This is a genomic window from Gluconacetobacter sacchari (assembly GCF_014174255.1).
GTDB lineage: Bacteria > Pseudomonadota > Alphaproteobacteria > Acetobacterales > Acetobacteraceae > Gluconacetobacter > Gluconacetobacter sacchari.
The window spans coordinates 275,866-301,503 of sequence record NZ_JABEQJ010000001.1 but is presented as its reverse complement, the minus strand read 5'-3'; the positions used below and the strand labels follow the sequence as shown (position 1 = coordinate 301,503).

Here is a 25,638-nt window from a genome sequence, read left to right as displayed (position 1 = left end):
GATTAAATTTGACATGGGTACAGATATAACTTAATAAAATAGTGAATAAGCACGAGGCGGCGCCATGACACCCTTCCTTCCGTCCCTGGACCGGGGGGCGGACGACAATTTGCAGGAACAGATCGTCCGCCAGTTCATCGCGGCCATCGTGGCGGGCGCCCTGCGTCCGGGGCAGAGGCTCCTCAGCGTGCGGGAAAGCGCCGCTCGCTGGCGCGTGTCGCGCAACACCGTGGTGCTGGCCTACGAGCGCCTGGGGGCGGAAGGCTATATCGAGCCCCGGTCTTCCAGCGGCACGTTCGTCCATCGCATGCCGCCCGGCGCCCGGCGGGCGATCGCGACCCCCTCCGCGGGGCTCGAAGCCGGGGAAAGCCTGCGCCCGCGCCCGGCCGATTCATTGTTCGACCAGGCCTTCGTCGATGACAGGCGGCACGGCTCGTCGCAGTCGGTGGCGCTCAGCCTCGGCTTCGGGTCCAACGTGCCGCTCTATCGCGCGCGCGAATGGCGCCGGGTCGTCCAGCGCCTTCTGGTCCATGACGGCTGGAAGGGGGGTGGGCAGTTCCAGCCCAATGCCGGCCTTCCCTTCCTGCGGGACATGCTGGCCCGCTGGCTGACCGCCCGGCATGGCCTGCCGGTCGATGCCCGGCAGGTGATCGTCGTCGCCGGCCTCCAGCAGGCGCATTCGATCATTGCGCGCGCCCTGTCGCGGCACGACCGGGCCGTCATGCTGGAAGATCCGTGCTATGTCGGCAAGCGCCGGCTGTACGAGGCATGCGGCGCGGGCATCCGCCCGGTACCCGTCGACGAGCACGGGATCAGCCTGCACGACGCGGCGTTCGAGGGCGTGGGGCTCGCGGTGGTCAATCCGGGCTGTCACGTCCCGCTGGGCGTGACGCTGCCTCTGGCGCGCAGGCGCCAGCTTCTGGCGGCCGCGCGGGCGGCGGGGGCGCTCCTGGTCGAGGAATCGATGTACGACCTGCTCAGTCTCGATGACGATTTGCCGTCCCTGCTCGCGCTCGCCGGCGGCCAGGGCGTCATCCATGCCGGACTCTTCGCGCCGACGCTCGGCGGCGGCGTCATGCTCGGCTATCTCGTCGTGCCGTGGGCGGAATTGCAGGCGGTGCTCGAAACGAAGCTCCTCATGGATAACGGCCTCCCATGGCTGGAGCAGGAAGCCCTCGCCCGCCTCATCGACACGGGCGAACTGGATCAGATCCTGCGCCGCACGCGCACGGTGATGATGCGCCGCCGGCAGGCGGTGCTCGACGCGCAGCGCCGTCACCTGGGGGAGGTGACGCATGTCGGTATCGGTAAGGCGCCGAGAATGAGCTGGCTCCTCCCGTCCCGCTGGCCCGATACCGCCACCTTCGTCGCGCGCGGCGCCCAGGCCGGCATCTACGTTCCGGGACGCTACCCCCTCGTTCCGGAGTCGGGAAGAAAGTCGCTGATAAGCGGGCGCATCATCTCGCACGGCTATGGCGAGGTCGATGACGGGGAAATCGACAGGGTCTTCGCCCTGCTGGCCGGTCTGTGACGACCGGCCCCGCCCATGCCCGCCTCCGTCCCGGCGCTGGCATGGGGCCGGCTCATATGCTATCGTTCACATCGGCGTGTCGAAGCGCTTTTGCAACTGGGCGGCCTCCTCTGTCGGGTGGCCTGCCAAATAGAACACCCGGACCTATGGTCCTGAGGTGAACGGCCTCGGCCGTTCGCCACGGGGAATAGGCAGGAGGTGCGTACGCCCAGTGCAAAACACCTTTCGACCCGCCCGACGCCAGGCGGGTCGCGGGAAACTTGTGTCCCTCGTCCTTCCAGCGCCGTTATATCGTGCGCGGATGGGAAGGCGGGTTGGCGATGCGGGACGATGACGACATATCCCACGAAATCTCCGCGTCCGAGATGGTGGATGCCCTGGTGCGCACCTGCGGAAGGAGGCTTGCGCGACAAAAGGCGCATCTGCACGTCCTCCGCTGCGTCGAGGCGCGGCGGACGGACGAGGCGGCATTCTGGCTGGCCGTCCGCGCTCTCCTAGATCGCCGGATGGAAATCGATCCGGAAGAGACCGATCGGTTTCACTGAAGAGAATTTTGAAGACGCGTGAGGTTCGCATGAACTCGATAGTAGAGACATGGATCGGACAAAGCCTTCACGACCAGTTCGATCGCGTGGTCGAGGAACCCGTTCCCGAGAAACTCCTCGGTCTTCTCGATGGGCTGGAAAAAGACGACGAGGACCGCGCCGACCCTGCCGGATAATGCCGGCCATATCTTGGCCGCCCCGCCTGTCATCGCCGCGAAATCGCCGGTATTCATTTTTGAATTCCATCAGTTTAATAACATCCATAAAAATTCTCATGATGCTGCAACTGAAGGCAGAATGTTGGCGACGTCGGTTCAAACGGGAAAACGCCAGGCGCTGCGCAGCCTGTGGATCGGCGGGCGGTTGTGGATTGGCGCCGTGGTCGCCGTCCTGCTGTCCGCGACGATGGCCGGCATCATTCTGGCCCATGTCAGCCGGCTTTTCCTGCACGCCCGGCACGACGTGGCCACCCTGGAACAGCTTCGCCTGGTGCTGGACACGGCCAACCGCATCAGTGCCGAGCGCGCGCCGTCCAATGTGCTGATGTCCGGCGGCCCCGGCCTGCCGTCCGCCCGCGACAGGCTGCGCGCGGCAAGGGCGCAGACCGATCAGGCCCTGGCGCGCGGCGCCGCCATCGTGCCGGCGGCGCTGCTTCAGGATGCCGTGCGCCACCTGGCGCGGGCCCGCGCGCTGGTCGACCAGGCCGCCAGCCAGCCCCCGGCCGGGTATGGCGCGGTCCAGAATGCGGTCGATGCGCTTTTCGCGGCCTATGACGCCTACCGGGCGGTGGTCCTGTGGCGGGCGGCGCCCCTCATCCGCTTCGATCCGGAACTGGCCGGCCCGGTCCAGCATGCGCTGATCCTCTGCTTTCTGCGCGACGATGCCGGGCGCCTGGGCTCGACCATCATCGCGCCCCTGGTCGCCCATGCGCCGATCTCGTCGTCCAACATCGCCGCCGGCGACCGCCTCTCCGGGCGCATCGCCATGCAATGGCAGCTCCTGGCACTCGATCCCGACCTGACGGACGGCGGCTCCCGTCTGGCCGCGCTCAGGGCCGAAGCCGAGACGGCGTATTTCGGCGACGGGCAGCCTCTGGTGGCCGGCCTGATCGCCGAGGGGCGGCACGGGGGCGCCTACACCAGCGACGCCGCCGCGTTTTCCGGTCACTATGTCGAAACGCTGACGCCGCTGGAAATCTGGCGCACCGCCTGCCTGGACGCATTGCTGGCCCGATACCGGCAGAAGGAGCATCAGGCGCTGGACGTGGCGTGGATCGTGGGCGGCATGATGCTGGTCGTGGTCTGGCTGATCGCCGGCGGGGTGCTGCTGGTGCATCTGCGCGTGCTGCGCCCGCTGCTGGAAGCCAGCGAGGCCGTCGTCGCCCTGGTCCATGACCAGCCCGTCCGCCTGCCGCTGTCTCATCCCGGCGGCCCCGAACTCCGGCCGCTGATCGACGCGGTGGCCCTGCTGGACATCAAGCTCCGGGAACGCGCCGCCCAGGCCCGCCAGTTGAAATACCAGGCCGAGACCGACGAACTGACCGGCCTGCTCAACCGGCGGGCGTTCCTGATGCTGGGCGAGCCGCGGCTGGCCGGCGCGGGACCGGGCGAACGCGTCTTTTTCATCCTGCTGGATATCGACCATTTCAAGGCCATCAACGACCGGCACGGCCATACCAGCGGCGACCGGGTCCTGGTCGCCGTGGCCAACGCCCTGCGCGCGCATGTGCGGCCCTGCGACCTGGTCGCGCGTATCGGCGGCGAGGAATTCGCCATCCTGATCCAGGCGCCCAGCCAGGGAATCGCGCTGTCCCTGGCGCATCGCCTGCGGCAGAGCGTGGCGGGTCTCGCCATTCTGTCCACCGACGGCGCACGCGTCTCCGTCACCGCCAGCTTCGGGGTCGCCGCGGGCGACGGTCTCATATGGCGCCAATGCGTCGCCAAGGCGGATGTCGCGCTCTATGCCGCCAAGCGGGCGGGGCGCAATCGCGTCCACCTGGCCGAGCAGGATGTCTTCGCCTGGCCTAGCCCGCCGCGCTCCGGCCCTCTGCCCGCCTAGCCGGCCCGCGACGGCAGCGCGAACCGCCCCGGCCCGGCGACCGCGAGCGCGACCAGCCCGCCGGCGACGCCGATATTCTTGTAGAAATGAATCATCATGTCGTACCGCGGCATGCCGTCCATGGTCCAGAAATGATGGCCGATCAAGCCGGTCGCGACCGTATAGGCGGCCAGCAGCAGCGCCAGCGGCGCGACGAACACGCCCAGCACCAGCGCCACCCCGATGCCGAGTTCCACACCCGTCGCCACCAGCGCCGACAGCGCGGGCAGGGGCGCGCCGGCCTGCGTCATATAGGCGACGGCACCGGCATGGTCCGACAGCTTGCCCCACCCCATGACGAGAAAGAGGCCGGAAAGGGCGATGCGGGCGGCAAGCAGCGCGGCATCGCGGGTGGCGGGCAAGTTCATGGCGGACAATCCTCTCGAAGCTGCGGACAAGGCGGAGAAATCCGTGATGCCGGTCTCTCGCCGATGCCCCCACGCTATGCCCGGCCCGTTTCGAATAAAATAGAAACAATGGAAATTCATTAATTCCATTTATTTCCTTTCACCTCACCGCCCCCGGCCGGCACGGAACCCACGGACAGGGCGCGCGTTTCGATCGGGCGAACGGGTTGGATCGACGGACACGGACGGATACACGCATGCCCCTGCATGGATTGTCGCGCTTCAAGGACCGGACGGTAATCGTGACCGGGGCGGCGTCGGGGATCGGCCTCGCCACGGCGCTGCGTTTTCTCGAGGAAGGCGCCAGCGTCATTCTCGTGGACCGCGACGAAGCGGCCCTGCACGCCGTCATGCACGGCCTGGACCCGCAGCGGGCCATCCCGTCCCTGACCGATATTTCCATTCCCGCGCAGGTCGAGTCCCTGCTGGCGCTGGCCCGCCGCCAGTTCGGCGCGCTGGATGTCCTGGTGAACAATGCCGGCGTCACCACGATGGGCACGGTGCTGGAGTGTGACCTGGCGGCCTGGAACACGGTCTGCGCCACGATTCTGAACGGCACGATCGACGTCAGCCGCACCTTCCTGCCGATGCTGATCGACCGAGGCGGCAACATCGTCAACGTCGCCTCCGTCTCCGGCATGAGGGGGGACTGGAATACCGCCTATTACGACGTGGCCAAGGGCGGCGTCGTCAACCTGACCCGCGTGATGGCCATGGATCACGGGCGCGCGGGCGTGCGCGTCAACGCCATCTGCCCGGCCGTGACGCGCACGGGCATGACGAAGGACGCCGTAAAGGACAAGGCTTTCGTCAGGAGCGTGGAAGACCGCATCCCGCTCGGCCGCCTGGGAGAGCCCGAGGACATGGCGGCGGCGATCACGTTCCTGGCCAGTGCGGACGCCGCCTTCGTCACCGGCCTCATCATGCCGGTCGATGGCGGCGTGACGGCCTCCAACGGTCAGCCGCCCTTTCCCATGGACTGATCACGGGGCCGCGTCCGGCCTCCCGGCCGGCTGCCTCCGATCCGGTACGGCAGTTCGCGCGGCGCGCAACGGCATCGCCAGCGGGGTCGTCCCGCCTACAGCCGCGATTCCGCCGCGATCTCCTGCATGTCCAGGTCCCGCTCGATCTCCCGCAGCACATGGTCGTGGATCCGGCCGCTATGGTGCAGCGCCAGGATCTCGGCGCGGCCGGCCTGGATCGCCGCCAGCACGGCCTGATAGTGCGCGATTTCCTCCGGCCGGTGGGCCGGCATGTCATGGGCATAGTCGCGGGTCACGCGCAGGCGGTAGCGATATTGTTCCAGCAGGCGCGGGTGGCGTTCCGTGCCGTCGGGCAGGTGCGATGCCCGTTCGATCGCCCGAAGCTGGGCCTCGGCCACGCGGAGCCAGGCGGTGTTCTCGTCGGCCTGGATCCCCGCCGCGTCGTCGTCGGTCAGCTTCAGGGCGCGCACCAGCGGTTCCAGCGTAATGCCCTGCAACAGCACCGTGACCAGGATCGCGGCAAAGGCACAGCACAGCGCCAGGTCGCGGCCAGGCAGGCGCTCGGGCAGCGACAGCGCGGCCGCCAGGGTGACGACGCCGCGCATGCCCGACCAGCCCATGACGAGGGTCTCGGGCAGCGACGGGGCCGCGAAATGGCGCGGCCACCACCGGCGCAGGACCGCCCGCGCGGCGTCGGCACCGAACAGCCAGACGAAGCGCGACGCGATCATGGTCGCGAGAATGATGGCGATCGGGATCACCAGCGCGGACATCAGGTCGTGCGTGCCCTCCAGCCGATGCAGCACCCCGCGCAGCGACAGGCCGATCAGGATGAACAGCACCGATTGCAGCAGGAAGACCATCACCTTCCAGAACGCCAGCCCACGGACGCGCGTGCTGGCGCTGAAGTCGGCATGCTGGTTCCAGCCCAGCATCAGGCCGGTGGTGACGGTGGCCAGCACGCCGGAAACATGCAGCCGGTCGGCCCCGATATAGGACGCCGCCGCCAGCAGCATGGTCGCGGTAATGATCAGGTCGCCGTCGCGCAGGCGGCGGATCAGGATCAGGCCGCCCCAGCCCAGCACGGCCCCGATCGCGACCCCGCCGACCGAGACCAGGCAGAACGCCCCCACCGCCGCCATCGGGTCGAACAGCCCGGTCAGCGCCGCCGCCAGCGCGAAGCGGAACAGCACCAGGCCGGTGGCGTCGTTCAGCAGGCTCTCCCCCAGCAGGAGCGAGGTCATGCGTCCGGGCAGGCTCAGCCGTTCCATCGCCGCCTCGGCCGCCACCGCGTCGGGCGGCGAGACGATGGCCCCCAGCGTGAAGCACACCGCCCAGGGCAGCGACGGCACCGCCAGCCGGGCCGCGATGCCGACGGCGAGCGTGGTGAACAGCGTGGTGCCGACCGCCAGCGCCAGGATGCCGCGCAGGTTGCGGCGGAATTCGTGCCAGGCGGTGAACCACGCGCTGCTCATCAGCAGGGGCGGCAGGAACACGATCATCACCAGGTCGGGGTCCAGCGTCACGTCCGGCATGCCCGGCAGCAGCGCCAGCCCCGTTCCGCCCAGGATGAAGGCGGCCGCCGGCGGCAGCTTCAGCCAGCGCGCCAGCCGTTCCAGCGCCAGGATCACCAGCAGCAGGAACAGAAAATATTCATAGCGGGCGACGTCGGACATGCAGGGCGATCCGCAGCGGGACGCATCGATCAGGACGCGCCGTTCCAATCCACCATAGAGCAACAGGATCGCCAAGGGGATGGACGATGATCGAGACGACGATACGGCGCGCGCCGCCGCCCCGTTGCGACTGTCTCAGCTTTGCGACAGTCGCAACGGGCAGAGACACGTTCGTGTGAGAGCGCTTGCAGGCTTGTAGCGGTCCGAAAACCTTCCTGCCGATAAGCAGGCTGGTCGGCAATAGCCATGGGGCCACCGCCTCACGCGTTGTTCCGCATCACGGAAACTTCAATAAGAATAAGGAACATACGCAAGATGATTACGGGTGTGTTCTCGATCGTCACCTCGATCTTGCTGGCCCTCGTCGGGCTTTTTCTTTTCCTGGGCGGTGGATACCTGCTCGTTCTCGGCGGTTCCTGGTTCTATGCCCTGGCGGGCGCCGTCATGATCGGTGCCGCGCTGGCGGGGTTCCGGTCGCCCAGGCTCGCGCTCCGGCTCTATGCCGGGCTGCTGCTGTTCGCGACGGCATGGTCGCTCTTCGAGTCCGGATTCAACATCTGGAACCTGGAAGTGCGCCTGCTGACGCTGGTGGGCATCGGCGCCTGGATGCTGCTCCCGTGGGTCTGGCGCCAGGGCGGAAGCTGGCTGTCCGACAAGCGCGAGATGCTGGGCGCCGTCGGCATCGGCGTCCTGGTGCTGGTGGTCAGTTGCTTCACCTCCTATTCGATCGACGGCACGGTGCCGGCCGAGCGGATGGGCGCGCAGGACCAGGCCGATTCGGCTGTCGACGGGGTGCCCGCCGCAGACTGGCAGGCCTATGGCCGCACCATGGGCGGTGACCGCTATTCGCCCCTTGGCCAGATCACGACGGCCAATATCGGCCACCTGAAGCGCGCGTGGCTCACGCGCACGGGCGATGTCCGGCAGGATGGCGAAGGCACCGTCGCCGGCCCCGACCAGGGGCATGAATTCAACCTGGAGGTCACGCCGATCAAGGTCGGCGACACGTTGTACATGTGTACGCCCCATAGCTGGGTGATGGCGCTGGACGCCGCGACCGGCAAGGTCAAGTGGACGTTCGACCCCCATCCGGCCAAGGCGGACCAGGAGAAGAACGTCTATCTCTCCTGCCGCGGCGTGACCTATTACAAGATCCCGGACGAAATCCAGACCAGTTGCCGCACGCGTATCTACTCGCCGGTGGCCGACGTCCGCATCGTGGCGCTCGATGCCGAAACCGGCAAGCCGTGCGACGATTTCGGCGATCACGGCTTCATTTCGCTGCGCCAGTATCTGGGCCACGTGCCGCACGGGTTCCATTTCGTCACCTCGCCGCCGCTGGTGGCGAAGAACCGCCTGATCACCGGCGGCTGGATCTTCGACAACCAGGCCAATTTCGAACCCTCGGGCGCGGTGCGCGGCTTCGACGCCACGACGGGCGAAATCGCCTGGGCCTGGGATGCCGGCCACACGCCGGAAACCTGGAAGCCCGGCCCCGACGACGTGCTGACGCGCGACACGCCCAACGCCTGGGGCGTCTACACGGCCGATCCCGATCTGGGCCTGGTCTATATCCCCACCGGCAATTCCCCGCCGGACAATTGGGGTGGCTCGCGCCGTCCGTTCGACGACGCCACGTCGTCGGCGACGATCGCGCTGGACATCGTGACGGGCGAACGCCGCTGGACCTACCAGACCGTGCATCATGACCTGTGGGACATGGACATCCCGTCCGGCCCCTCGATGGTCGATCTGCCCGGCCCGAACGGCGAGACGATCCCCGCCCTGGTGCAGAGCACCAAGCGCGGCGAATTCTTCGTGCTGGACCGCCGCACCGGCCAGCCGGTCCCCGGCTACCCGGTCGAGGAACGCAAGGTGCCGACCGCCGGCGTCGCCCCCGACGACCGCGCGTCGCCCACCCAACCCTACCCGACGGCGATGCCCTCGGTCTCCCCGCCGGACCTGAAGGAGGCCGACATGTGGGGCGCCACGCTGCTGGACCAGATGATCTGCCGCATCCAGTACCGCCAGTCGGCCTATGACGGGCAGTTCACCCCGCCCCATGTCGGCCGGACCACGATCGTCTACCCGGCCTTCTACGGCATCGTCGACTGGCAGGGCATCACCATCGACCCGCAGCGCAAGATCATGCTGGCGAACGCGAGCTACCTGCCGTTCCGCATCAAGCTTGATCACCGCCAGACGCTGGAAGGGCCGGGCACCCTGCCGAAATGGAACGGCCAGGGCGAGGAACCCGCGGCCAAGGGCGACGCGCTGTCGGTCTCGCCCGACTACGGCACGCCGTACATCGCCTACACCGATCCCTGGCTGAACCCGTTGCAGATCCCCTGCAAGGGCCCGGTCTGGGGCACGCTGACGGCGATCGACCTGGTGACGAAGAAGATCGTCTGGCAGCACCCGGTCGGCACCACCCGCGACACCGGTCCGTTCCGCACGCACACCAACCTGCCGCTGCCCACCGGCATGTATAATATCGGCGGCAACATCGTGACCAAGGGCGGCCTGGTGTTCATGGGGGCCACCGCCGACGACTACCTGCGGGCCTTCGACCTGGCGACGGGCAAGGTGCTCTGGCGCGACCGCCTGCCGGCGGGCGGCCAGGCCACCCCGATGTCCTACGAGGTCGGCGGCAGGCAGTATGTCCTGATCGCGGCCGGCGGCCATGGCGGCCTGGGCACCCGCAGCGGCGACTACATCATCGCCTATACACTCGACGGCGCGCAGGGAACCGGCGCGACCGCCCAATAAGCAATAACAAGCAACAATGGGTACCGGGCGCGCCTGCCGGCGCGCCCGGCATCGCCCCAACGGAATCAAACCAATGCGTCTGACAGAACGGCCGGCACGGCTCCGGCCTCCGGCGCTCAGGACATCGGCGTTCAGGGCTCTGGCGCTCAGGGCTCTGGCCCGCCTGTCCATCCCCGGCATCATCCTGCTCGGCATCGTCCTGCTCGGCGCCGCTTCGGCGGCCCATGCCTCGGACGTCACGCTGGGCATCATCGGCCCGCACGAATACGATCTTCCCGTCGATTTCCAGCCCTTCAACGTGCTGGTGCAGTATGGCGACGGCAACGCGGCCGGCTCCTATTACAACGGGTCCGGCCAGCGGGTGGCGGGGCAGGGCAGCCACACCTGGTCGGGCCTGACCAAATACGTCCATTTTCGCAGCTTCGATGCCATCCCCCATGTCGGTTTCGCCTTCGAAATCATCCAGGGCGAAAGCTTCACGCTGGCCAACGGCCGGAATTACGGCGGCCTGGGCCCCACCATCGTCGGCCCCGCCGCGTGGTTCAAGCCGAACGCCCACAGCACTTTCGGCTTCCAGACCTTCATGCAGACGCCGGTGGGCACGCGCGATGCCACCTCGCCCAATTACTGGTCCAACATCTCCAGCTTCATCTTCGATTATGAATGGAAGCATTTCAGCTTCGACGGCGACGTCGGCACCGTCGTGGGCTCGACGAAGCATGTCAGGGGCCAGAACAGCTATTTCCCCGGAATCGTCTTCTATTCCAACCTGCGCTGGAGCTGGAAGGCTACAAGGCTGCTCGAACCGTTCTTCGCGCTCGACTGGCAGAACGTGACGGGCACCTACAACAATACGCACCATGCCTATGTCAGCGATTCCAGCAGCCGCGAGGTCGCGCTGGGCGTCGGCATGATGTTCAATATCGCGAAAAACCTGTCCTTCACCACACGCTATACACATTCGGTCGAGGGCAGGAACACGCCGGAGAGCAACGCCTATTACATCAAGTTCGTCTATCTCTGGTAATCGGCCCAGGCCGTCGCGTCATCCCGGTGTGTCGTCACATATATATCGAAATATATAGAGTATTGACCCGGGCGCGCATTGGCGTGAAGCCTTCTTCCCGGTGCGCCCCTCCCGATCCGGCGGAAGGATCCGGCGCACCGGGGCATGTTGTGAAATGATACGGGCGCGGCAGCGGACAATGGAATCGGCAGATCCGGCAAAACGCAGCATCGCCACCGCGCGGAACGGCGCCGGTGGCACCATGGTGGAACGGTCGTGGCAGCGATGCGCCTCCGCCCATCATCTCGACCCCGCGCAGGGCTGGGCGGCCGACATTCTCAGCGGCGCGGAATTCCGCCATGTCAGCGGGCGCTCCGTCCCGCTGATGCGGGCGGCCCTGCCCGAGATGCGGCGCCTGTTCGACCTGGCCTATCCGCTGGGGCTGCTGGTGCTGCTGGCCGATCCCGACGCCATGCTGCTGGCCCGCTGCGCGGACGAAACCCAGTCGGCGCACTGCCGCAGGATGGGCCTGTTGCAGGGCGCGATCTGGGACGAGGCCGTCGCCGGCACCAACGGCGTGGGCACCTGCGTCCGCGATGGCGATCCGATCTTCCTCGGCCAGGGCGAGCATTGGCGTTTCTGCCTGTCGCCGCTGGCCAGTTTCGCGACCCCGGTCTTCGACGCCCAGGGGCGGATGGCGGGCGCGCTCAACCTCGCCGCCTTCCACGGCAATGCATCCCGTCGCGCGGCGCCGCTGCTGCTGGACACCCTGACCCAGGCGGGCCGCCGGATCGAGGACCAGTTGTTCCGCAGCCGCTATGCCGGGCGCAGGATGCTGCTGCTGGATGCCGCCGGCGGATGTTCCGCGCCGCTGGTCGCGATCGACGAAGACGGCCAGGTCGTCGGCGCCACGCGCGCGGCCCGTACCCTGATGCACTGGACGGACGACATGATCCGCGAGCAGCCCAACCTGCTGTCGGCGCTGGAAGGCGACGATTCCCCCAGTTTCCGCAAGGCGGAGGAAAGCGTCATCCGCACCGCCCTGGCCACCACCCAGGGCAACGTCACCCGCGCGGCGCGCGGCCTGGGGATCAGCCGGGCCACGCTCTATCGCAAGATGCGGCTGCTGGGCGTGGCCTGATCCGTTTCGCTCCCAGCTTGCGCGGCCGACGCCCGTTTGATAATCTGCGATTGATTATCATTATCGTGGTGACGCGTGCTCCGGAAAATTCATCGCTGGATCGGCCTGGCCCTGATCCTGCCATTCGCCCTGCAAGGCCTGACCGGGGTGCTGCTGGTGGTCCTGCCATTGCTGCTGGCCGGGCGCCCCGCCGTGCCGGCCATGGGGCCCGCCATGGGGGCCGAGGCCATGATCGGCGCCGCCCGCGCCGTGGCGCCCGCCGGCACGCTGCCCCTGCGCTTCGATCCGCCACGCTGGCCGGGCGACAGCGCGGTCGTCGCCTTCGGCCCGGCCGGCGAGCGCCACCCTGAATTCGAGGTGATGGTCGACCCAACCCACGCCGCAATCCTGCGCACCCACATCGTGCCGCACATGCTGCGGGTGCTGCACAATCTGCACGCCGACCTGCTGCTGCTGCCCTACGGCCAGAACGCGACCGGTATCATGGGCGTGCTGCTGAGCGTGATGGCCATCACCGGGCTGATCCTGTGGTGGCCGCATCCGGGGCTGTGGGCATCGGGCAAATGGCGCCGCACGATCGCGGTCTCGCCCCGGGCCAGGGGCTATCGCCTGTGGCGCGAGACCCATGTCAGCCTGGGGTTCTGGACACTGGCGATGATGCTGTTTCTCGGCGCCAGCGGGGCGGTGCTGGCCTTTCCCTTCTCCCGTCCGCTGTTCGGTGTCCAGGGCGGCGACCGCCCGGCCCACGCCCGTTCGCACCGCCCGGACCACGCGGCCCCCCTCCCCGGCGAGCAGGGGCTGGACGCGGCGATGGCCGCATTGCGGAGCCAGCGGCCCGACGCGGTCCTGACCGCGGTCCGGCTGGGCGCGCTGCCCGCCGACCAATCCTTCACCGTCATCCTGCCCGGCCACGGCCCCAACCACCCGGCCACCCTGCGCTATGACGCCGAGGCCGGCGCCGTGCGCGTCACGCGCGATCCGGGGCGGCAGCGAACGGGCGAATGGGCCTTCATGTGGCTGCATACGCTGCACGAGGCCAAGCTGGCCGGGCCGGTCGCGTTCGCCGGCCTCTGGCGCACGGCGGTCGGCATCGCCGGCCTGGCGCTGTTCTTCTTCTCGATATCCGGCGGGGTGATGTGGGTGCTGCGCCGACGCGGCGCCGCCATGCGCCGGACCCGCGCGGCCCCGCGTCCGGGTCCGGACAGCGCTGCGGTTTCCTAGAACGTGGCGGGGTCGGGTCCGATCCGCCCGTCCGCGCGATCCAGGCCCGCGATCCGCGCCATATCGTCCGCATCCAGGGCGAAATCGAACACCGCGATATTCTCGTCGATCCGCTTCGCCGTCGCCGATTTGGGAATGACGATCAATCCGCTGTCGAGATGCCAGCGAATGATCACCTGCGCCGGCGTCCTGCCGTGCTTCCGGGCGATCTCCACGATCACCGGGTCCGCAAGCGCCTGCCCCTGGCCGAGCGGGCTCCAGGACTCGGTCGCGATGCCGAGTTTCGCGTTACAGGCGCGCAGCGCATGCTGCTGGAAACCCGGATGCAGCTCGATCTGGTTGACGGCCGGCACCACCCCGGTCGCATCGATGATGCGGTCCAGGTCCTCGGCCCGGAAATTCGAGACGCCGATCGACGTCACCCGCCCGTCTTTCTGAAGCGCGACCAGCGCCTTCCAGCTTTCGACGCACTTGCCCCCCTCGGGCCTGGGCCAGTGAATGAGATAGAGATCGAGCGTCTTCCGCCGCAGCTTGTGCAGGCTGGCGTCGCACGCGCGCAACGTCGCGTCGTACCCCTGGTCGTCGTTCCACAGCTTGGTGGTGACATAGATGTCGGGATGCGTCGCCAGGCCCTCTCCCACCCCGTCCTCGTTCCGATAGATCGCGGCGGTGTCGACGGCCAGATACCCCGCGGCGACGGCGTGCCGCACGATGTCGGCCGTCTCCGCGGCCGGCGTCCGCCACACGCCCAGGCCAAGCTGCGGCATCGTCGTGCCGTCATTGAGGTGGACATGCGGCTGCGCGGGCTTTTCGGGTCCGGGCGTATCGTTCATTTTCACTCTCTCACTCGACTGTCTCAGAAATGTCCGCGACCGGCGGAGGCGCGCCCGTCCGAGGACCATGGGATATCAGATTTTCACGTCGGAACGGCCGGATAGACAAGCGCTCATCGGGACCTTCGGTTTCGACAGGGTGCCGTCCCGCCGCCGAATCCGGCGCCTCCCCGCGCGGGCCGTTCCTTCAGGGGGGAACAAAAAGCCGGGGGGAAAGGCAGGAAGCCGAAATGACTTCCGCCCTTCCCCCCGGCTCATGAAGCAGATCCGCGTCTAGAGCATCATCCAACCGCATGGACTCATTCGGTCGGATAAAGATGCTCAATAAAACAATGATCTATATCCATATCCGTGAACCAGTGTGAACGGATATGGCTCTAGAATGGCGGGGCCGGAATGCTGGTGCCCGCGAAGGGGGCGACGACGATCAACTGGTTGGTGACGGAGGTGACGCCGGGCGTGTTCTCCGCCGCCACCCGCGCGGCGGTCACCAGCCGCTCGTCGGTCACGGCCCCGCTCAGGATGACGGCCCCGCGATAGGCCTCGACCTTCACCAGTTCGCGCACGCCCGAACCCAGCCCGCTTTCCAGCGCGGCTTCCACCGCCTGGCGGATCGCCTCGTCCCCGGTCGCGACGGGCGCCTCGTCGGCCAGCGGCAGCAGGGCGCGCAGCACGTCGGCGCGGGCCAGGATGCCGATCACCCTGCCGTTCTGCACCACGGGCAGGCGCCGGACATGATGGATGGTCATGCTGTCGATGGCGTCGGCCAGCATCGCCTCCGGCTCGATGGTGACGGGCTGGTCGGTCATCACGTCGGCGACCTTGCGGCCGTGGGTGTGGACATAATCCTCCGCCCTGCGACCGGGCGACAGGAACAGGTCCTTCAGCCACGAGCGCGTGCCGGTCGTTCCCAGCTCGTGCCGTCGCAGCAGGTCGCCTTCGGTGATGATCCCGACCAGTTCCCCCTGGGCGGAGGTGACGGGCACCCCGCTGATCTTGCGGTCCAGCATCAGCCGGATCGCGTCGGCGATGTTCTGCGTCGGTTCGACGCAGAACACCGGTGATGTCATGATATCCTGGACTTTCATGGCTTGCAGCCTTCTGCTGAAGACCATCCGAGTCTGGGCACGCGCCGGCACCGATGCAATCGCGGTCCGGATTTTGTGAAGAGGCCGTCCAGGCGGGCAATGACCCAGGCCGCGAGATAATGGGCGGCCAGGCAGCCGCCGGCGGTGGCGATGGTGCTGCGGGCAAAGAAGGGCTGTTCGAGCACCGTCACCCCGGCGTCCCGCACCCACGGCGCCGTCGTCAGGTCCGTGCAGGCCGGAATGTCTTCAAGCAGGCCCAGTTTCGCAAGCACCAGCGTGCCCGAACATTGCGCGCCCAGGGCGATCAGGGAATCGAGTTCGTTGTAGCCGTCGAATGTCAGGATGGCGATATGTATGGTCGTGTCTTCCCGGATATGGCGTCGCCGATCGGCATGCCGGCGGACCTGGCAGGCAGGTCTGGATGTACGGGTTCAGCATTGTCACGGCCAGCCACAATCCAATACAGTTTCATCGAACTGTATTGGCATCATGGCCCATACAATCGTCGAGGTCAGCCGTGGCACATCAGCCCACACGCCTATCCGCCATCGCGGAGGCCATCAGGCAGCGCATTGCCACCCGTGCCCTGGTGGCGGGCGACCGCCTGCGGTCGATCCGGCAGTGCGCCGAGACCATGCGGGCCTCGCCCTCGACCGTTGTGCAGGCTTATGACCGCCTGGCCGCCGAGGGCGTGATCGCCCCGCGCCGGGGGCGCGGGTTTCTACGTGACCGACCGCGCGCGTCCCGCCCTGTCGCGGGCCGACGCCGCGACGCCGGCCGCGCGGGCCGTCGACCCGTTCTGGGTATCGCGCCAATCCCTGGAATCCGATCCCCCGGAGTCCGGTCCGGCGGTCCTGAAGCCGGGATGCGGCTGGCTGCCCGCCGAATGGATGCCGAACGACGCCCTGCGCAAGGCGTTCCGTGCCGTCGCCCGGGGCCAGGGCGCCATCCTGTCGGACTATGGCAGCAGCCAGGGCGCGCTCCGCCTGCGACGCCTCCTCGCATCCCGGTTTTCCGAGGACGGGCTCGATATCGGCCCCGATCAGGTCCTGCTGACCGGATCGGGCTCGCAGGCGGTCGATCTGGTCTGCCGCCTGCTGGCGCGCCGGGGCGATACGGTTCTCGTCGACGACCCCTGTTATTTCAATTTCCAGGCCCTGCTCCGGGCGCATGAGATCAGGATCGTCGGCGTGCCGTACACGGCGGCCGGCCCGGACATCGAAGCGTTCGCACGGCTGGTCTCGCGGGAAAAGCCGCGCCTCTATCTCACGAACTCGGCATTGCACAACCCGACGGGGGCAACGCTCTCGCCCCAGGCCGCCTTCCGTCTCCTGAGCATCGCCACCGCGTCCGATCTTCTCATCGTCGAAGACGACATCTTCGCGGACTTCGAAACGGCGCCATCGCCGCGCCTGACGGTCATGGACGGGCTGGCGCGCGTGATCCGGGTCGGCAGTTTCTCGAAGACGCTCTCCGCGTCCCTGCGCTGCGCCTAAGCAAGCCGGCTTTTAGCTCGTGAAATAGCCCGGCTGACCGATATTCGCGATGAGCTCGATCTGCGTCGGTTTCCAGCCTAGCCACTTCTGCGTTAAAGCGCTGGATGCTGGCATGTCGAGGTCCGCGAACATCGCGAGTGGCCCGTAATAATCGCCAGCTTCTTCCTGCTTGATCGAGACCACAGGCACGTTCAGGGCGCGGCCGAGCACCTCGATGATCTGGCGCATGGGCACGCCCTCTTCGCCGACGGCATGATAGATGCTGTCCGCCGCGCCTTTCTCCAATGCAAGCCGATAAAGGTGGGCAACGTCCAGCCTGTGCCCCGCTGCCCAGCGGGCGCTGCCGTCACCCACATAAGCGGCGGCGCCTTTCCGCCGTGCGCCTTCAAGCAGATAGGTGATCAAGCCAGCCTTACCATCGGCGCCATGCACCTGCGGCAGGCGTATCGCCATCGCGCGCACGCCGCGCGACGCATAAGCCAGACCGGTTTTCTCCGACACACGCGGAACATGCGTGCCGGCATCGCGCCGCATCTCTTCGGTCACCACCGCGCCCGGTGGTGCGATGAGAGCCGTTCCCGAGGTGACGATGAAGGGCTTGTCGGTGCCCTCCAGCACGTCGCCCATCGCCTCGATCGCGCGCTTGTCGATCTGCCCGTTCTCCGCGAATTTGGAAAAATCGTGGATGAAGGCGAGATGGATCACGCCATCGGCGTCCGCCGCCCCGGCGCGCAAGCTGTCAAAATCTTCGAGCGAACCGCGATGCACCGCCGCGCCGGCTGCTTCCAGCGCTGCGACATTGGCGTCGGAGCGGGCGAGGCCCACCACCTGGTGGCCGTTCGCGATCAATTCCCGGGTTGTGGCGACGCCGATGAATCCGGCGGCGCCGGTCATGAAAACACGCATGTGAACTCTCCTTGTTGTTGTCGAACGAAACGCTCAGCCGGCGAGCGCTATTCCGCCTTCGATCTTGATGGTCTGCCCCGTCAGGAAGCTGTTGCGCATGCAGGTCAGATAAGCCTCTGCGGCCTCTGCGGGCTGCCCTGGCCGTGGCACGAGTTGTTTCTGCGCCATCACTGCCAGTCTTTCGCGATAACCTTGCGGGAACGCGCTCCAGATCTCGGTTTCGATCAGCCCGGGACACACACAGTTCACACGCACCGGTGCCAGATCGACTGCGAGGCCAAGCATCAAGCCCTCCACGGCGCAGGCGCTGGCCGTTATGGTGGGCATGCCCTTCATCGGTCATGCGCCAGCATGCCGTTGGTGATGGTGTAGGAGCCGTCGGGCGGCAGCTTGGCCGCGCCGTGCTTGGCCACAGCGACCGCGCCCCAGAACCGCGTGGTCATCCTTGCTGCCGCTTTGACCAGATCGAGGTTGGCAAGCGCGCCGGGCGCGAAGCCATCCCAATCGCCTGCGGTGAAGGCGATGTGATCGAACGCGCCATTATCCTGGAAAAACCGGGCGACGGTGTTTTCATCGCGCACATCGATGAATGCCGATGATGCGCCGATGGTTTGCGCGGCCTCGGCGATCTTCTTCGCATCGCGCGAGGCGATCACGACCTTCGCGTCTTCTTCCGCGGCGCTCCGCGCCACGCCAAATCCGATGCCGGAGCCACCACCGATCACCAGCACACGTTTGTCTTGTAATGTCATCGTAGAGCGCTCTTCAAAACTCGACGCATATTTTGGCCAATGTGCTATGATGGTAAAGTAGTGAGAATATACTGGTATAATTGCTAACAGGATGGCCATGCCTCCCGCGAATGAAAATCTGCTTGGAACCTATTTGAAGGATCGCCGCGCGAAGCTCGATCCGACAGCGTTCGGTTTTCCATCGGCGCGGCGCCGTACGTCTGGCCTCCGCCGCGAGGAGGTAGCGCAACGCGCCAATGTCAGCGCCACCTGGTACACATGGCTGGAGCAGGGACGAGGCGGCGCGCCATCCGCCGATGTGCTCGATCGCATCTCGCAGGCGATGATGCTGACGGATGCCGAACGTGAGCACCTGTTTCTGCTCGGCTTGGGCCGCCCGCCCGAAGTCCGCTATCGCGCGCCCGAAGGCATCACGCCGCGTTTGCAACGTGTGCTCGACACGCTGGAATACAGTCCTGCTTTCATTCGAACGGCGACATGGGATGTGATCGCATGGAATAAAGCCGCCGCGGCGGTTCTGACCGATTACAGCACACTGCCGGAGGGCCAGCGCAATGTACTTCGCATGATGTTCCATGATCCCCGCATCCGCGCGGCACAGCCCAAGTGGGAAAGCGTTGCACGGTACGTTGTGGCATCATTCCGCGCCGACGTGGCGCGCGCCGGGGCGGCGCGGAACGTGCAATCGCTTGTCGATGAACTCTGCGCAACCAGTCCGGAATTCGCGGCGATGTGGCGGGACAACGATGTACAGGCGCATGGCGAGGGCGTGAAAGTCCTGCATCATCGGACTGCCGGACCACTCTCGATGGAATTTTCGTCTTTCGCCGTAGATGGGCGATCCGATCTCAATATGGTGATTTACAATCCGGCAACGCCCGAAGACGCGGACAAGATCAAGGCACTGCTCAACTCCGCTCCATAGCTGCACCTATGGTGCGCCGAGCTTTTGGATACTTTCCATGCCGGCGAGGATAAGATCGATGCCGGCGAGGAATTGTTCGCGGTCATCGTGCTCGGGCAGTACCTTTGCCACCTGTCGCACGAAGGGATGCTCCGCCGGATCGAGTTCCATCCATTTCGCGGCGACCGCCCCGAGATGGGCTTTGCGGACCTCCGCCCGGTCCGCGTCTCGTGGAAAGAGGCGGGCCCCCGCGGCGTACTGGCCGGCCAGACCGAGCATGAAACTCAGGAGCGCAGTGACGACGTTGAATTGCGCACGCTCCGGAACGCCGAGCGCCTGCACCTGACTACCGATGCCTTCCATCAATCTTAAAACCGCATATTGCCATGGATTGCGGGAAAGCTGCCCCCCAACCCAGGGATGGCCATCGATGGCATCGAACAGGCCGTTGGCCATCGCTCGGATCACGTCCCGTGGACTTGACCCTCTCGCCGCATCCGCCATGACGCGGGCAACGATGTGGTCAGTGGCCGCCGCAAGCAGATAGTCCTTGTCGGCGACGTGCCAATAGATGGCCCCGCTTCCGGTCTCCAGGTGTGCCGCAAGCGCGCGGAACGTCAGGGCGTCCTCGCCATTCTTGTCGAGGATCTCGATCGCCGCCTCCACAATCCGCGCCTTCGAGAGTGCATCTGTTCGCCGTTCGGCCCGGATCTTGGCTGTCATGGGTCTATCTTGACATGGATGGAACAATGTTCCAACCATCCAATGATGGAACGGCATTCCATTCATATGGCGGAAGCTCAGTAATGACCCCTGCGACCATTATCGGCGCAGGCCTCGGTGGCCTCGTCCTCGCCCGCATCCTCCATGTTCGCGGTGTCCCCGTGACGATCTATGAGGCGGAGCCCTCGGCGGATGCCCGGACGCAAGGCGGCCAGCTCGACATCCACGAGCACGATGGACAGGCGGCACTCGCGGCGGCTGGTCTCATCGACGAATTCCGCGCCATCATCCACGGAGGCGCCCAGGCTTCGCGCGTCCTCGACCGGCATGGCAAGGTCCTGCCTGAGGAACCTGACGACGGCACGGGCGAGCGACCCGAGGTCCTTCGGGGCGATTTGCGCCGCATCCTCCTCGGTTCCTTGCCGCCAGGGACGATCCGCTGGGGAAAGAGGCTCAGCAGTGTCGCGGCGCTCGGCGACGGCCGACACGAACTGACCTTCGCCGATGGGTCGACCTCCATCAGCCGGCTCCTCGTCGGCGCCGATGGTGCCTGGTCGAAGGTCCGACCGCTGCTTGCCAGGGCAGAACCTGAATATGTCGGCACATCCTTCGTCGAGACCTATCTCTATGATGTCGACCAGCGGCATCCCGCGGCGGCCGAAGCGGTCGGCCGTGGCGCGATGTCCGCGCTCGCTCCGGGAAAGGGAATCATAGCGCACCGCGAGCCAGGGAACGTTCTTCACACATATGTCGCGCTGAACCGCCCCGCAGCTTGGTTTGCCGCCATCGATTTCAGCGACGCCGACGCCGCAACGGCGACAATCGCGGCCGAGTTCGAAGGATGGGCACCCGCGCTTACCGCGCTCATCACTGAGAGCGAAGTCGCGCCGGTCCTGCGCATGCTCCATGCTCTCCCAACTGGACATCGATGGGACCGTATGCCTGGGATGACGCTCCTTGGCGACGCCGCGCATCTGGCGCCGCCGGCCGGTGAGGGCGCGAACCTCGCGATGCTCGATGGCGCCGAACTTGGAGCGGCGATCGCCGCACACCCGGACGATCCCGAGGCAGCGCTCGCGAGCTACGAGGCGGCGATGTTCCCGCGCAGCGAAGCTGCCGCAGCGGACGCGCACCAGATTCTGACCCTGATGCTTGGCGCGCGCGCACCTTTCAGTTTTGTCGACTTCTTCACCAGCGCTCATCGGGGAAACTTCGACAGCGCCGCCCGACCCTGACACCCAACACCGCTACCCTGCCATCACACGGTCGGCATCGAAGCCGCTTGAGGAGATTGCCAATGACCTATGATGTCGTGATCGCCGGAGCCGGCCCTGTCGGTCTGTTTCTCGCCTGTGAACTGCGCCTTGCCGGCGTTTCCGTCCTTGTGCTGGAACAGGCTGAAGACCGGAGCTCCCCATTGAAGGGGCCTCCCTTTGGTCTGCGCGGTCTTTCATTACCCAGCCTTGAGGCATTTTATCGTCGCGGCCTGCTGGACGAGATTCACGCGATATCGGCCACCAGCCCCCTCATCGAAGCCTTCTATCGGCGTGGCCGGCAAAGCGGCATCGCCGCGCCGCATTGGGCGCAAACGCAACACTCACGCAAGCCCGCTGGCCATTTCGCCGGCATCCAGTTCTTCCAGGACGATATCGACGCCTTGAAATGGACCTGGCGCCTGCCAAGCCCCGCCGGAGCCCGCATGGCGGTGTATATGGAGTCCCTTGAATCCCTCCTGGCCGACCGGGCGGTCGCGATGGGAGTCGAGATCAGGCGCGGTCTCGGCGTCGACGGCTTCGATCAATCGAACGAAGACGTGACCGTTCGCGCCGGTGGCGAAACCTTTCGCGGACGCTGGCTCGTCGGCTGTGACGGCGGCCGCAGCGTGGTGCGCAAAGTTGGCGGCTTCGAATTCGTCGGCACCAATCCCGAATTCACCGGCTATTCCGTCGAGGTCGAGCTGGCCGATCCGGACAAGCTTCAGCCGGGCGCCCACTACACGCAAGCGGGCATGTATACCTATGCCGCGCCGGGGACGATTGCCATGGCCGATTTTGACGGCGGTGCTTTCCATCGGACCCAGCCGATCACGTTGGAGCATGTGCAGGCGGTCCTGCGCCGCGTCTCCGCCACCGATGCTACCGTGACGGCGCTCAAGCTCGTCACCACCTGGACGGACAGAGCCTATCAGGCGACGGCCTATCGCAAAGGGCGGGTGCTGCTCGCCGGCGACGCCGCGCATATCCACTCGCCCTTGGGCGGCCAAGGCCTCAATCTCGGGCTCGGCGATGCGATGAACCTCGGCTGGAAGCTGGCCGCCGCCATCCGTGGCGAGGCGCCGGCCGGTTCGCTCGACAGCTATTTCACCGAACGCCATCCCGTCGGAGCGGCCATTCTCGACTGGTCCCGCGCCCAGGTCGCAATTATGCGGCCAAGCTCGAGTTCGCGCGCGCTCGGAGCGATCATTCGCGATCTGATCGCCACACGCGACGGTGCGACTTACTTCGCCGAGCGTGTTTGGGGCGTTTCCCTGGGCTACGATCTCGGCGATGGCCACCCGCAAGGTGTTCACCCCCTTGTCGGCCGCAGCGTTCCTGACTTCGAGCTGGCCGACGGGCGAGCGACCGGAACGCTCTTCAGTGCGGGGAAAGGCCTGCTTCTGGACTTTGACACCCTTCCCGAACTTGAGGCGCTGGCGAAACGTTGGCCCGACCGGATCGCGTATGTCGCTAGTGACGCTAAGGATCGGTTGGGTTTGAATGCCTTGCTCATACGCCCCGACGGCTTCGTGGCCTGGGCCAGCGAGGGCGTTCCCGACCTCGGGGAGGCCACTCATGCTGCGTCGCGATGGTTCGGTGAGCTGAACAAGGCAAATGAATCTGCCTGATGATTCTGCCTGAGATGGGCAATACTGCACTGGCTCGCCTGCCAGCACGCGGCATGGAGAACGGCAATTCTACGATTCAGTCACCATCGGCACGTATACTACGCTAGGCTTTGATGGCGGGCCGGTATGGCAAAGCCTACCTCAGGCATGACGGGCCAGAGCATGTCCTGACCTTCGCGCCAACGCGCAGTGGCAAGGGCGTGGGCATGGTCATCCCCACACTCCTGACCTGGCCCGGCTCAGCGATCGTCCATGACATCAAGGGCGAGAACTGGGAGCTGACGGCGGGATTTCGCTCTCGCTTCGGGCGCGTCGTGCTGTTCGATCCAACCAATGCGACCTCGTCCGCCTATAACCCGCTGCTGGAAATCCGGCGTGGGGAGTGGGAAGTCCGCGATGCCCAGAACGTCGCCGACATCCTCGTGGATCCGGAAGGCAGTCTGGAGAAGCGCAATCATTGGGAGAAAACCTCGCACTCCCTGCTGGTCGGCGCCATCCTGCATGTCCTCTATGCCGAGCCGGACAAGACCCTGGCCAGTGTCGCCAATTTCCTGTCGGATCCGAAGCGCCCCATCGCCACAACGCTGTCGGCGATGATGCGGACGAAGCATCTTGGCGATGCCGGTGCGCATCCCGTCGTGGCCTCGGCTGCGCGCGAACTTCTGAACAAGTCCCCCAACGAACGATCGGGTGTGCTGTCCACCGCCATGTCCTTTCTCGGCCTCTATCGCGATCCCGTGGTTGCGGAGGTGACGCGGCGCTGCGAATGGCGGCTATGTCGCGGGCCGGAAGGAGCTGATCGACGGGCTCGTCGACATGCAGGTCGCGACCAGTTTCGGCGGCCCGAGCCCGGTCGCCACGGAAATGATCGCGATGATCCTGGAGGGGGGCGGCTATCGCAGGCACATGCAGGAGGTCCGGCGGCGCCTGGAACGATCGCGGAAGATGGTCCTGGGCAGACTGGACGCCTTGGGGATCCATCCGTGGATCGTGCCGAAGGGAGGATTCTACCTGTGGTGCAGGTTGCCCGACGGGCAGGATTCAACGGACATCGCGCTGAAGAGCATGGCGGACAGGATCATTCACGCGCCAGGCAACGTCTTCAGTGCCAGCCGGTCGGCCGCCTCCTTCATGCGCTTCAACGTCACGCACTGCGCGGACGAAAGGGTTTTTCATTCCCTCGCCAGGATTATGGCGCTTTCCTGATCCGACGAACCGTCTCCGCCCGCGGCCGGAAGGCCGCTAGTCCGGCGCCCCCGCCAGATGCGCGTGAAAGCGCGGCCCCGCCAGCGTGGCCAGCAGCGCGATCGCGCCGCCCGCGCATCCCACCACGATCATCAGCGCCGGGGCCAGGTCGCCGCCCATGCCAAGGGCGATCCGGTTCTGGATCAGCCCGGTACTGGCGGCGATCAGGTTGCCGCACTGATAGGCCACGCCGGGAAAGGTGGCGCGGATATCCGGCGGCGACAATTCGTTCAGATAGGCGGGCACCACCCCCCAGGCGCCCTGGATGCAGAACTGGATCAGCACCGCCCCGACGCCGATCCATAGCGGCGTGGTGGACAGCGCCCAGAGCGGCAGCAGTGGTAGGGCCAGCGTCGCGGCCAGCGCGATGGTGCGCGCGCGGCCGATCCGCTCGGACAGCGCCCCGAAGCACAGCCCGCCCGCGATGGCGGCGATGGTGTACGCCACCACGATCGCGGTGATGGCCGGGTGCGGCAGGTGCCGTTGCAGCGCCAGGAAGATCTTCGGAAACAGGTCCTGCGACCCGTGGCTGAAGAAATTGAAGGCCGCCATCAGGCACACGGCATACACCGCCGGTCCGCGATAGCGCCGCAGGGTCGCCAGCATGGGCCGCCGCGCGGCGTCGGGCACGGCCCCCGCTCCCTGCCGGCGGGCCAGCCAGACGGGACTTTCCTTGACGTAGAGCGCGACATAGACGACCGACAGCCCGGTCGAGGCACCCAGGATGAACAATCCCTGCCAGCCCAGCGCCGGCAGCAGCAGGAACATCAGCGACGCCAGCAGGTAGCCCGCCGGGTAGCCCGCCTGCAACAGCCCCGACGCCATGCCGCGCCAGTGCGGCGGCACGGTCTCCATGGTCAGCGAGGTGCCGACCCCCCATTCCCCGCCCAGCGCCACGCCGAACAGCAGCCGCAGCGCCAGGAAGACCGTCAGGTTCGGCGCGAACGCCGACAGCAGTTCGATGAGCGAATAGGTCACGATCGTGGCCATCAGAACCGGCCGGCGCCCATGCCGGTCGGCGGCGCGGCCGAACAGATAGGCCCCGATCGGCCGGCTGATCAGCGTCAGGGTCGGCGCCAGCAGGATCGCCTCCAGCGAGGTCGAGAAACTGCGGGCCACATTGTCGAGCGTGAACAGCACGATGAAGAAGTCGCAGGCATCGAGCGTCCAGCCCAGGAAGCACGCGGCGATGATATGCCGGGCGTCGCTCAGGCTGCGCGACGGCGGGGCGGTGCCGGGCGGGGGCGTGGGGGTCATGGTCGGAACGGTTCCCTGGTTGCTGTCCTCCGTTCTAGCGGCAAGTGGCGCCGATGCCATGGGGGGCGGCGACGCGACGGGAAACGGCCCCGCCGGCGGCGCGCGCCGGTCCGGAAAAGTTCGAATCACAAGTTCGAATCTCTGCGTGCCACGGCAGGATTCTTCCGAATCGAT

General features: G+C 66.6%; 24 protein-coding genes and 2 pseudogenes. 16 read left to right on the top strand and 10 right to left on the bottom strand.

The window, feature by feature from the left end; translation table 11 throughout:
- Window positions 1-64 precede the first annotated feature (64 nt).
- From HLH48_RS01385 to HLH48_RS01370, 4 genes are all read left to right on the top strand, one after another.
- On the top strand, window positions 65-1,531 hold the full coding sequence (locus tag HLH48_RS01385; RefSeq protein ID WP_182995695.1) for an aminotransferase-like domain-containing protein: 1,467 nt from the start codon (window positions 65-67) through the stop codon (window positions 1,529-1,531).
- A gap of 314 nt (window positions 1,532-1,845) precedes the next feature.
- Window positions 1,846-2,076 carry a hypothetical protein gene (locus tag HLH48_RS01380; RefSeq protein ID WP_182995693.1) on the top strand — a complete coding sequence of 77 codons (231 nt, stop codon included), beginning with the start codon at window positions 1,846-1,848 and terminating at the stop codon, window positions 2,074-2,076.
- 29 nt (window positions 2,077-2,105) lie between these two features.
- Complete coding sequence (locus tag HLH48_RS23715) at window positions 2,106-2,252, top strand: NepR family anti-sigma factor (RefSeq protein WP_182995691.1); 147 nt, start codon at window positions 2,106-2,108, stop codon at window positions 2,250-2,252.
- Window positions 2,253-2,373: 121 nt separating this feature from the next.
- Window positions 2,374-4,134: a GGDEF domain-containing protein gene (locus HLH48_RS01370; RefSeq protein WP_246386645.1), complete on the top strand. Its 1,761-nt coding sequence runs from the start codon at window positions 2,374-2,376 to the stop codon at window positions 4,132-4,134.
- On the opposite strand, the gene HLH48_RS01365 is transcribed toward HLH48_RS01370, so the two are convergent.
- On the bottom strand, window positions 4,131-4,541 hold the full coding sequence (locus HLH48_RS01365; RefSeq protein WP_182995690.1) for a DoxX family protein: 411 nt from the start codon (window positions 4,539-4,541) through the stop codon (window positions 4,131-4,133). The two genes, HLH48_RS01370 and HLH48_RS01365, sit on opposite strands and share 4 nt — an antisense overlap.
- A 236-nt stretch (window positions 4,542-4,777) precedes the next feature.
- Here HLH48_RS01365 and HLH48_RS01360 point away from each other — a divergent pair, with 236 nt between their 5' ends.
- Entirely contained in the window at window positions 4,778-5,563 is a 786-nt protein-coding gene (locus tag HLH48_RS01360; protein WP_182995688.1) for a meso-2,3-butanediol dehydrogenase, read from the top strand.
- A gap of 95 nt (window positions 5,564-5,658) precedes the next feature.
- Here the strand turns inward: HLH48_RS01360 and HLH48_RS01355 are convergent, their stop codons facing one another.
- Window positions 5,659-7,239 (bottom strand): Na+/H+ antiporter, encoded by a 1,581-nt coding sequence (locus HLH48_RS01355; RefSeq protein WP_182995687.1) that lies wholly within the window; start codon window positions 7,237-7,239, stop codon window positions 5,659-5,661.
- A 315-nt stretch (window positions 7,240-7,554) separates the two neighbouring features.
- On the opposite strand from HLH48_RS01355, the gene HLH48_RS01350 reads away from it, so the two are divergent.
- The 4 genes from HLH48_RS01350 (at window position 7,555) to HLH48_RS01335 (ending at window position 13,376) form a co-directional block, all read left to right on the top strand.
- Complete coding sequence (locus HLH48_RS01350) at window positions 7,555-10,008, top strand: membrane-bound PQQ-dependent dehydrogenase, glucose/quinate/shikimate family (RefSeq protein WP_182995686.1); 2,454 nt, start codon at window positions 7,555-7,557, stop codon at window positions 10,006-10,008.
- 73 nt (window positions 10,009-10,081) lie between these two features.
- The gene (locus tag HLH48_RS01345) at window positions 10,082-11,035 is read left to right on the top strand and encodes a transporter (protein ID WP_182995685.1); all 954 of its coding nucleotides are present in this window, start codon (window positions 10,082-10,084) and stop codon (window positions 11,033-11,035) included.
- Between the two features lie 241 nt (window positions 11,036-11,276).
- A complete protein-coding gene (locus HLH48_RS01340; RefSeq protein ID WP_246386688.1) occupies window positions 11,277-12,155 on the top strand; it encodes a helix-turn-helix domain-containing protein in 879 nt (292 codons plus the stop codon).
- A gap of 75 nt (window positions 12,156-12,230) precedes the next feature.
- Window positions 12,231-13,376 (top strand): PepSY-associated TM helix domain-containing protein, encoded by a 1,146-nt coding sequence (locus HLH48_RS01335; RefSeq protein WP_182995683.1) that lies wholly within the window; start codon window positions 12,231-12,233, stop codon window positions 13,374-13,376.
- On the opposite strand, the gene HLH48_RS01330 is transcribed toward HLH48_RS01335, so the two are convergent.
- From HLH48_RS01330 to HLH48_RS01320, 3 genes are all read right to left on the bottom strand, one after another.
- Entirely contained in the window at window positions 13,373-14,209 is an 837-nt protein-coding gene (locus tag HLH48_RS01330; RefSeq protein WP_182995682.1) for an aldo/keto reductase, read from the bottom strand. The genes HLH48_RS01335 and HLH48_RS01330 overlap by 4 nt on opposite strands.
- A gap of 377 nt (window positions 14,210-14,586) precedes the next feature.
- Window positions 14,587-15,279, bottom strand: coding sequence for a CBS domain-containing protein (locus HLH48_RS01325; protein WP_246386642.1), 693 nt, complete (start codon window positions 15,277-15,279; stop codon window positions 14,587-14,589).
- A gap of 14 nt (window positions 15,280-15,293) precedes the next feature.
- On the bottom strand, window positions 15,294-15,569 hold the full coding sequence (locus tag HLH48_RS01320) for a hypothetical protein (protein WP_220794946.1): 276 nt from the start codon (window positions 15,567-15,569) through the stop codon (window positions 15,294-15,296).
- Between the two features lie 62 nt (window positions 15,570-15,631).
- On the opposite strand from HLH48_RS01320, the pseudogene HLH48_RS23640 reads away from it, so the two are divergent.
- Window positions 15,632-15,958, top strand: a pseudogene (locus tag HLH48_RS23640) (hypothetical protein); the annotation flags it as partial.
- Between the two features lie 64 nt (window positions 15,959-16,022).
- Window positions 16,023-16,793 carry an aminotransferase-like domain-containing protein gene (locus HLH48_RS01315; protein ID WP_306309930.1) on the top strand — a complete coding sequence of 257 codons (771 nt, stop codon included), beginning with the start codon at window positions 16,023-16,025 and terminating at the stop codon, window positions 16,791-16,793.
- 12 nt (window positions 16,794-16,805) lie between these two features.
- Here the strand turns inward: HLH48_RS01315 and HLH48_RS01310 are convergent, their stop codons facing one another.
- From HLH48_RS01310 to HLH48_RS23480, 3 genes are read right to left on the bottom strand one after another with little or no spacing between them, the layout of a single operon-like run.
- On the bottom strand, window positions 16,806-17,699 hold the full coding sequence (locus HLH48_RS01310) for an SDR family oxidoreductase (RefSeq protein ID WP_182995680.1): 894 nt from the start codon (window positions 17,697-17,699) through the stop codon (window positions 16,806-16,808).
- 33 nt (window positions 17,700-17,732) lie between these two features.
- Window positions 17,733-18,035, bottom strand: a complete 303-nt coding sequence (locus HLH48_RS23485) for an SDR family oxidoreductase (RefSeq protein WP_182995679.1) — start codon at window positions 18,033-18,035, stop codon at window positions 17,733-17,735.
- The gene (locus tag HLH48_RS23480; protein ID WP_182995678.1) at window positions 18,032-18,451 is read right to left on the bottom strand and encodes an SDR family NAD(P)-dependent oxidoreductase; all 420 of its coding nucleotides are present in this window, start codon (window positions 18,449-18,451) and stop codon (window positions 18,032-18,034) included. Before HLH48_RS23480 ends, HLH48_RS23485 begins: the two co-directional genes overlap by 4 nt.
- 97 nt (window positions 18,452-18,548) lie before the next feature.
- Here HLH48_RS23480 and HLH48_RS01295 point away from each other — a divergent pair, with 97 nt between their 5' ends.
- Entirely contained in the window at window positions 18,549-19,376 is an 828-nt protein-coding gene (locus tag HLH48_RS01295) for a helix-turn-helix transcriptional regulator (protein WP_246386639.1), read from the top strand.
- Window positions 19,377-19,382: 6 nt separating this feature from the next.
- On the opposite strand, the gene HLH48_RS01290 is transcribed toward HLH48_RS01295, so the two are convergent.
- Window positions 19,383-20,078, bottom strand: coding sequence for a TetR/AcrR family transcriptional regulator (locus tag HLH48_RS01290; protein ID WP_182995676.1), 696 nt, complete (start codon window positions 20,076-20,078; stop codon window positions 19,383-19,385).
- A gap of 83 nt (window positions 20,079-20,161) precedes the next feature.
- On the opposite strand from HLH48_RS01290, the gene HLH48_RS01285 reads away from it, so the two are divergent.
- The 4 genes and pseudogenes from HLH48_RS01285 (at window position 20,162) to HLH48_RS01270 (ending at window position 24,168) form a co-directional block, all read left to right on the top strand.
- Window positions 20,162-21,313 (top strand): FAD-dependent oxidoreductase, encoded by a 1,152-nt coding sequence (locus HLH48_RS01285; protein ID WP_182995675.1) that lies wholly within the window; start codon window positions 20,162-20,164, stop codon window positions 21,311-21,313.
- Window positions 21,314-21,375: 62 nt separating this feature from the next.
- On the top strand, window positions 21,376-22,962 hold the full coding sequence (locus HLH48_RS01280) for an FAD-dependent monooxygenase (protein ID WP_182995674.1): 1,587 nt from the start codon (window positions 21,376-21,378) through the stop codon (window positions 22,960-22,962).
- 113 nt (window positions 22,963-23,075) lie between these two features.
- Window positions 23,076-23,738 (top strand): annotated as a pseudogene (locus HLH48_RS01275) (type IV secretory system conjugative DNA transfer family protein); the annotation flags it as partial.
- 40 nt (window positions 23,739-23,778) lie between these two features.
- Window positions 23,779-24,168: an aminotransferase class I/II-fold pyridoxal phosphate-dependent enzyme gene (locus HLH48_RS01270; RefSeq protein WP_246386636.1), complete on the top strand. Its 390-nt coding sequence runs from the start codon at window positions 23,779-23,781 to the stop codon at window positions 24,166-24,168.
- Window positions 24,169-24,204: 36 nt separating this feature from the next.
- On the opposite strand, the gene HLH48_RS01265 is transcribed toward HLH48_RS01270, so the two are convergent.
- Window positions 24,205-25,464: an MFS transporter gene (locus HLH48_RS01265; protein ID WP_182995673.1), complete on the bottom strand. Its 1,260-nt coding sequence runs from the start codon at window positions 25,462-25,464 to the stop codon at window positions 24,205-24,207.
- Between the last annotated feature and the right edge of the window lie 174 nt (window positions 25,465-25,638).

Coding starts and splice junctions, on each gene's coding strand:
- HLH48_RS01385 (WP_182995695.1), top strand. CDS start 65: ATGACACCCTTCCTTCCGTCCCTGGACCGGGGGGCGGACGACAATTTG.
- HLH48_RS23715 (WP_182995691.1), top strand. CDS start 2,106: ATGAACTCGATAGTAGAGACATGGATCGGACAAAGCCTTCACGACCAG.
- HLH48_RS01370 (WP_246386645.1), top strand. CDS start 2,374: ATGTTGGCGACGTCGGTTCAAACGGGAAAACGCCAGGCGCTGCGCAGC.
- HLH48_RS01365 (WP_182995690.1), bottom strand. CDS start 4,541: ATGAACTTGCCCGCCACCCGCGATGCCGCGCTGCTTGCCGCCCGCATC.
- HLH48_RS01360 (WP_182995688.1), top strand. CDS start 4,778: ATGCCCCTGCATGGATTGTCGCGCTTCAAGGACCGGACGGTAATCGTG.
- HLH48_RS01355 (WP_182995687.1), bottom strand. CDS start 7,239: ATGTCCGACGTCGCCCGCTATGAATATTTTCTGTTCCTGCTGCTGGTG.
- HLH48_RS01350 (WP_182995686.1), top strand. CDS start 7,555: ATGATTACGGGTGTGTTCTCGATCGTCACCTCGATCTTGCTGGCCCTC.
- HLH48_RS01345 (WP_182995685.1), top strand. CDS start 10,082: ATGCGTCTGACAGAACGGCCGGCACGGCTCCGGCCTCCGGCGCTCAGG.
- HLH48_RS01340 (WP_246386688.1), top strand. CDS start 11,277: ATGGTGGAACGGTCGTGGCAGCGATGCGCCTCCGCCCATCATCTCGAC.
- HLH48_RS01330 (WP_182995682.1), bottom strand. CDS start 14,209: ATGAACGATACGCCCGGACCCGAAAAGCCCGCGCAGCCGCATGTCCAC.
- HLH48_RS01325 (WP_246386642.1), bottom strand. CDS start 15,279: ATGACATCACCGGTGTTCTGCGTCGAACCGACGCAGAACATCGCCGAC.
- HLH48_RS01310 (WP_182995680.1), bottom strand. CDS start 17,699: ATGCGTGTTTTCATGACCGGCGCCGCCGGATTCATCGGCGTCGCCACA.
- HLH48_RS23485 (WP_182995679.1), bottom strand. CDS start 18,035: ATGAAGGGCATGCCCACCATAACGGCCAGCGCCTGCGCCGTGGAGGGC.
- HLH48_RS23480 (WP_182995678.1), bottom strand. CDS start 18,451: ATGACATTACAAGACAAACGTGTGCTGGTGATCGGTGGTGGCTCCGGC.
- HLH48_RS01295 (WP_246386639.1), top strand. CDS start 18,549: ATGCCTCCCGCGAATGAAAATCTGCTTGGAACCTATTTGAAGGATCGC.
- HLH48_RS01290 (WP_182995676.1), bottom strand. CDS start 20,078: ATGACAGCCAAGATCCGGGCCGAACGGCGAACAGATGCACTCTCGAAG.
- HLH48_RS01285 (WP_182995675.1), top strand. CDS start 20,162: ATGACCCCTGCGACCATTATCGGCGCAGGCCTCGGTGGCCTCGTCCTC.
- HLH48_RS01280 (WP_182995674.1), top strand. CDS start 21,376: ATGACCTATGATGTCGTGATCGCCGGAGCCGGCCCTGTCGGTCTGTTT.
- HLH48_RS01270 (WP_246386636.1), top strand. CDS start 23,779: ATGCAGGTCGCGACCAGTTTCGGCGGCCCGAGCCCGGTCGCCACGGAA.
- HLH48_RS01265 (WP_182995673.1), bottom strand. CDS start 25,464: ATGACCCCCACGCCCCCGCCCGGCACCGCCCCGCCGTCGCGCAGCCTG.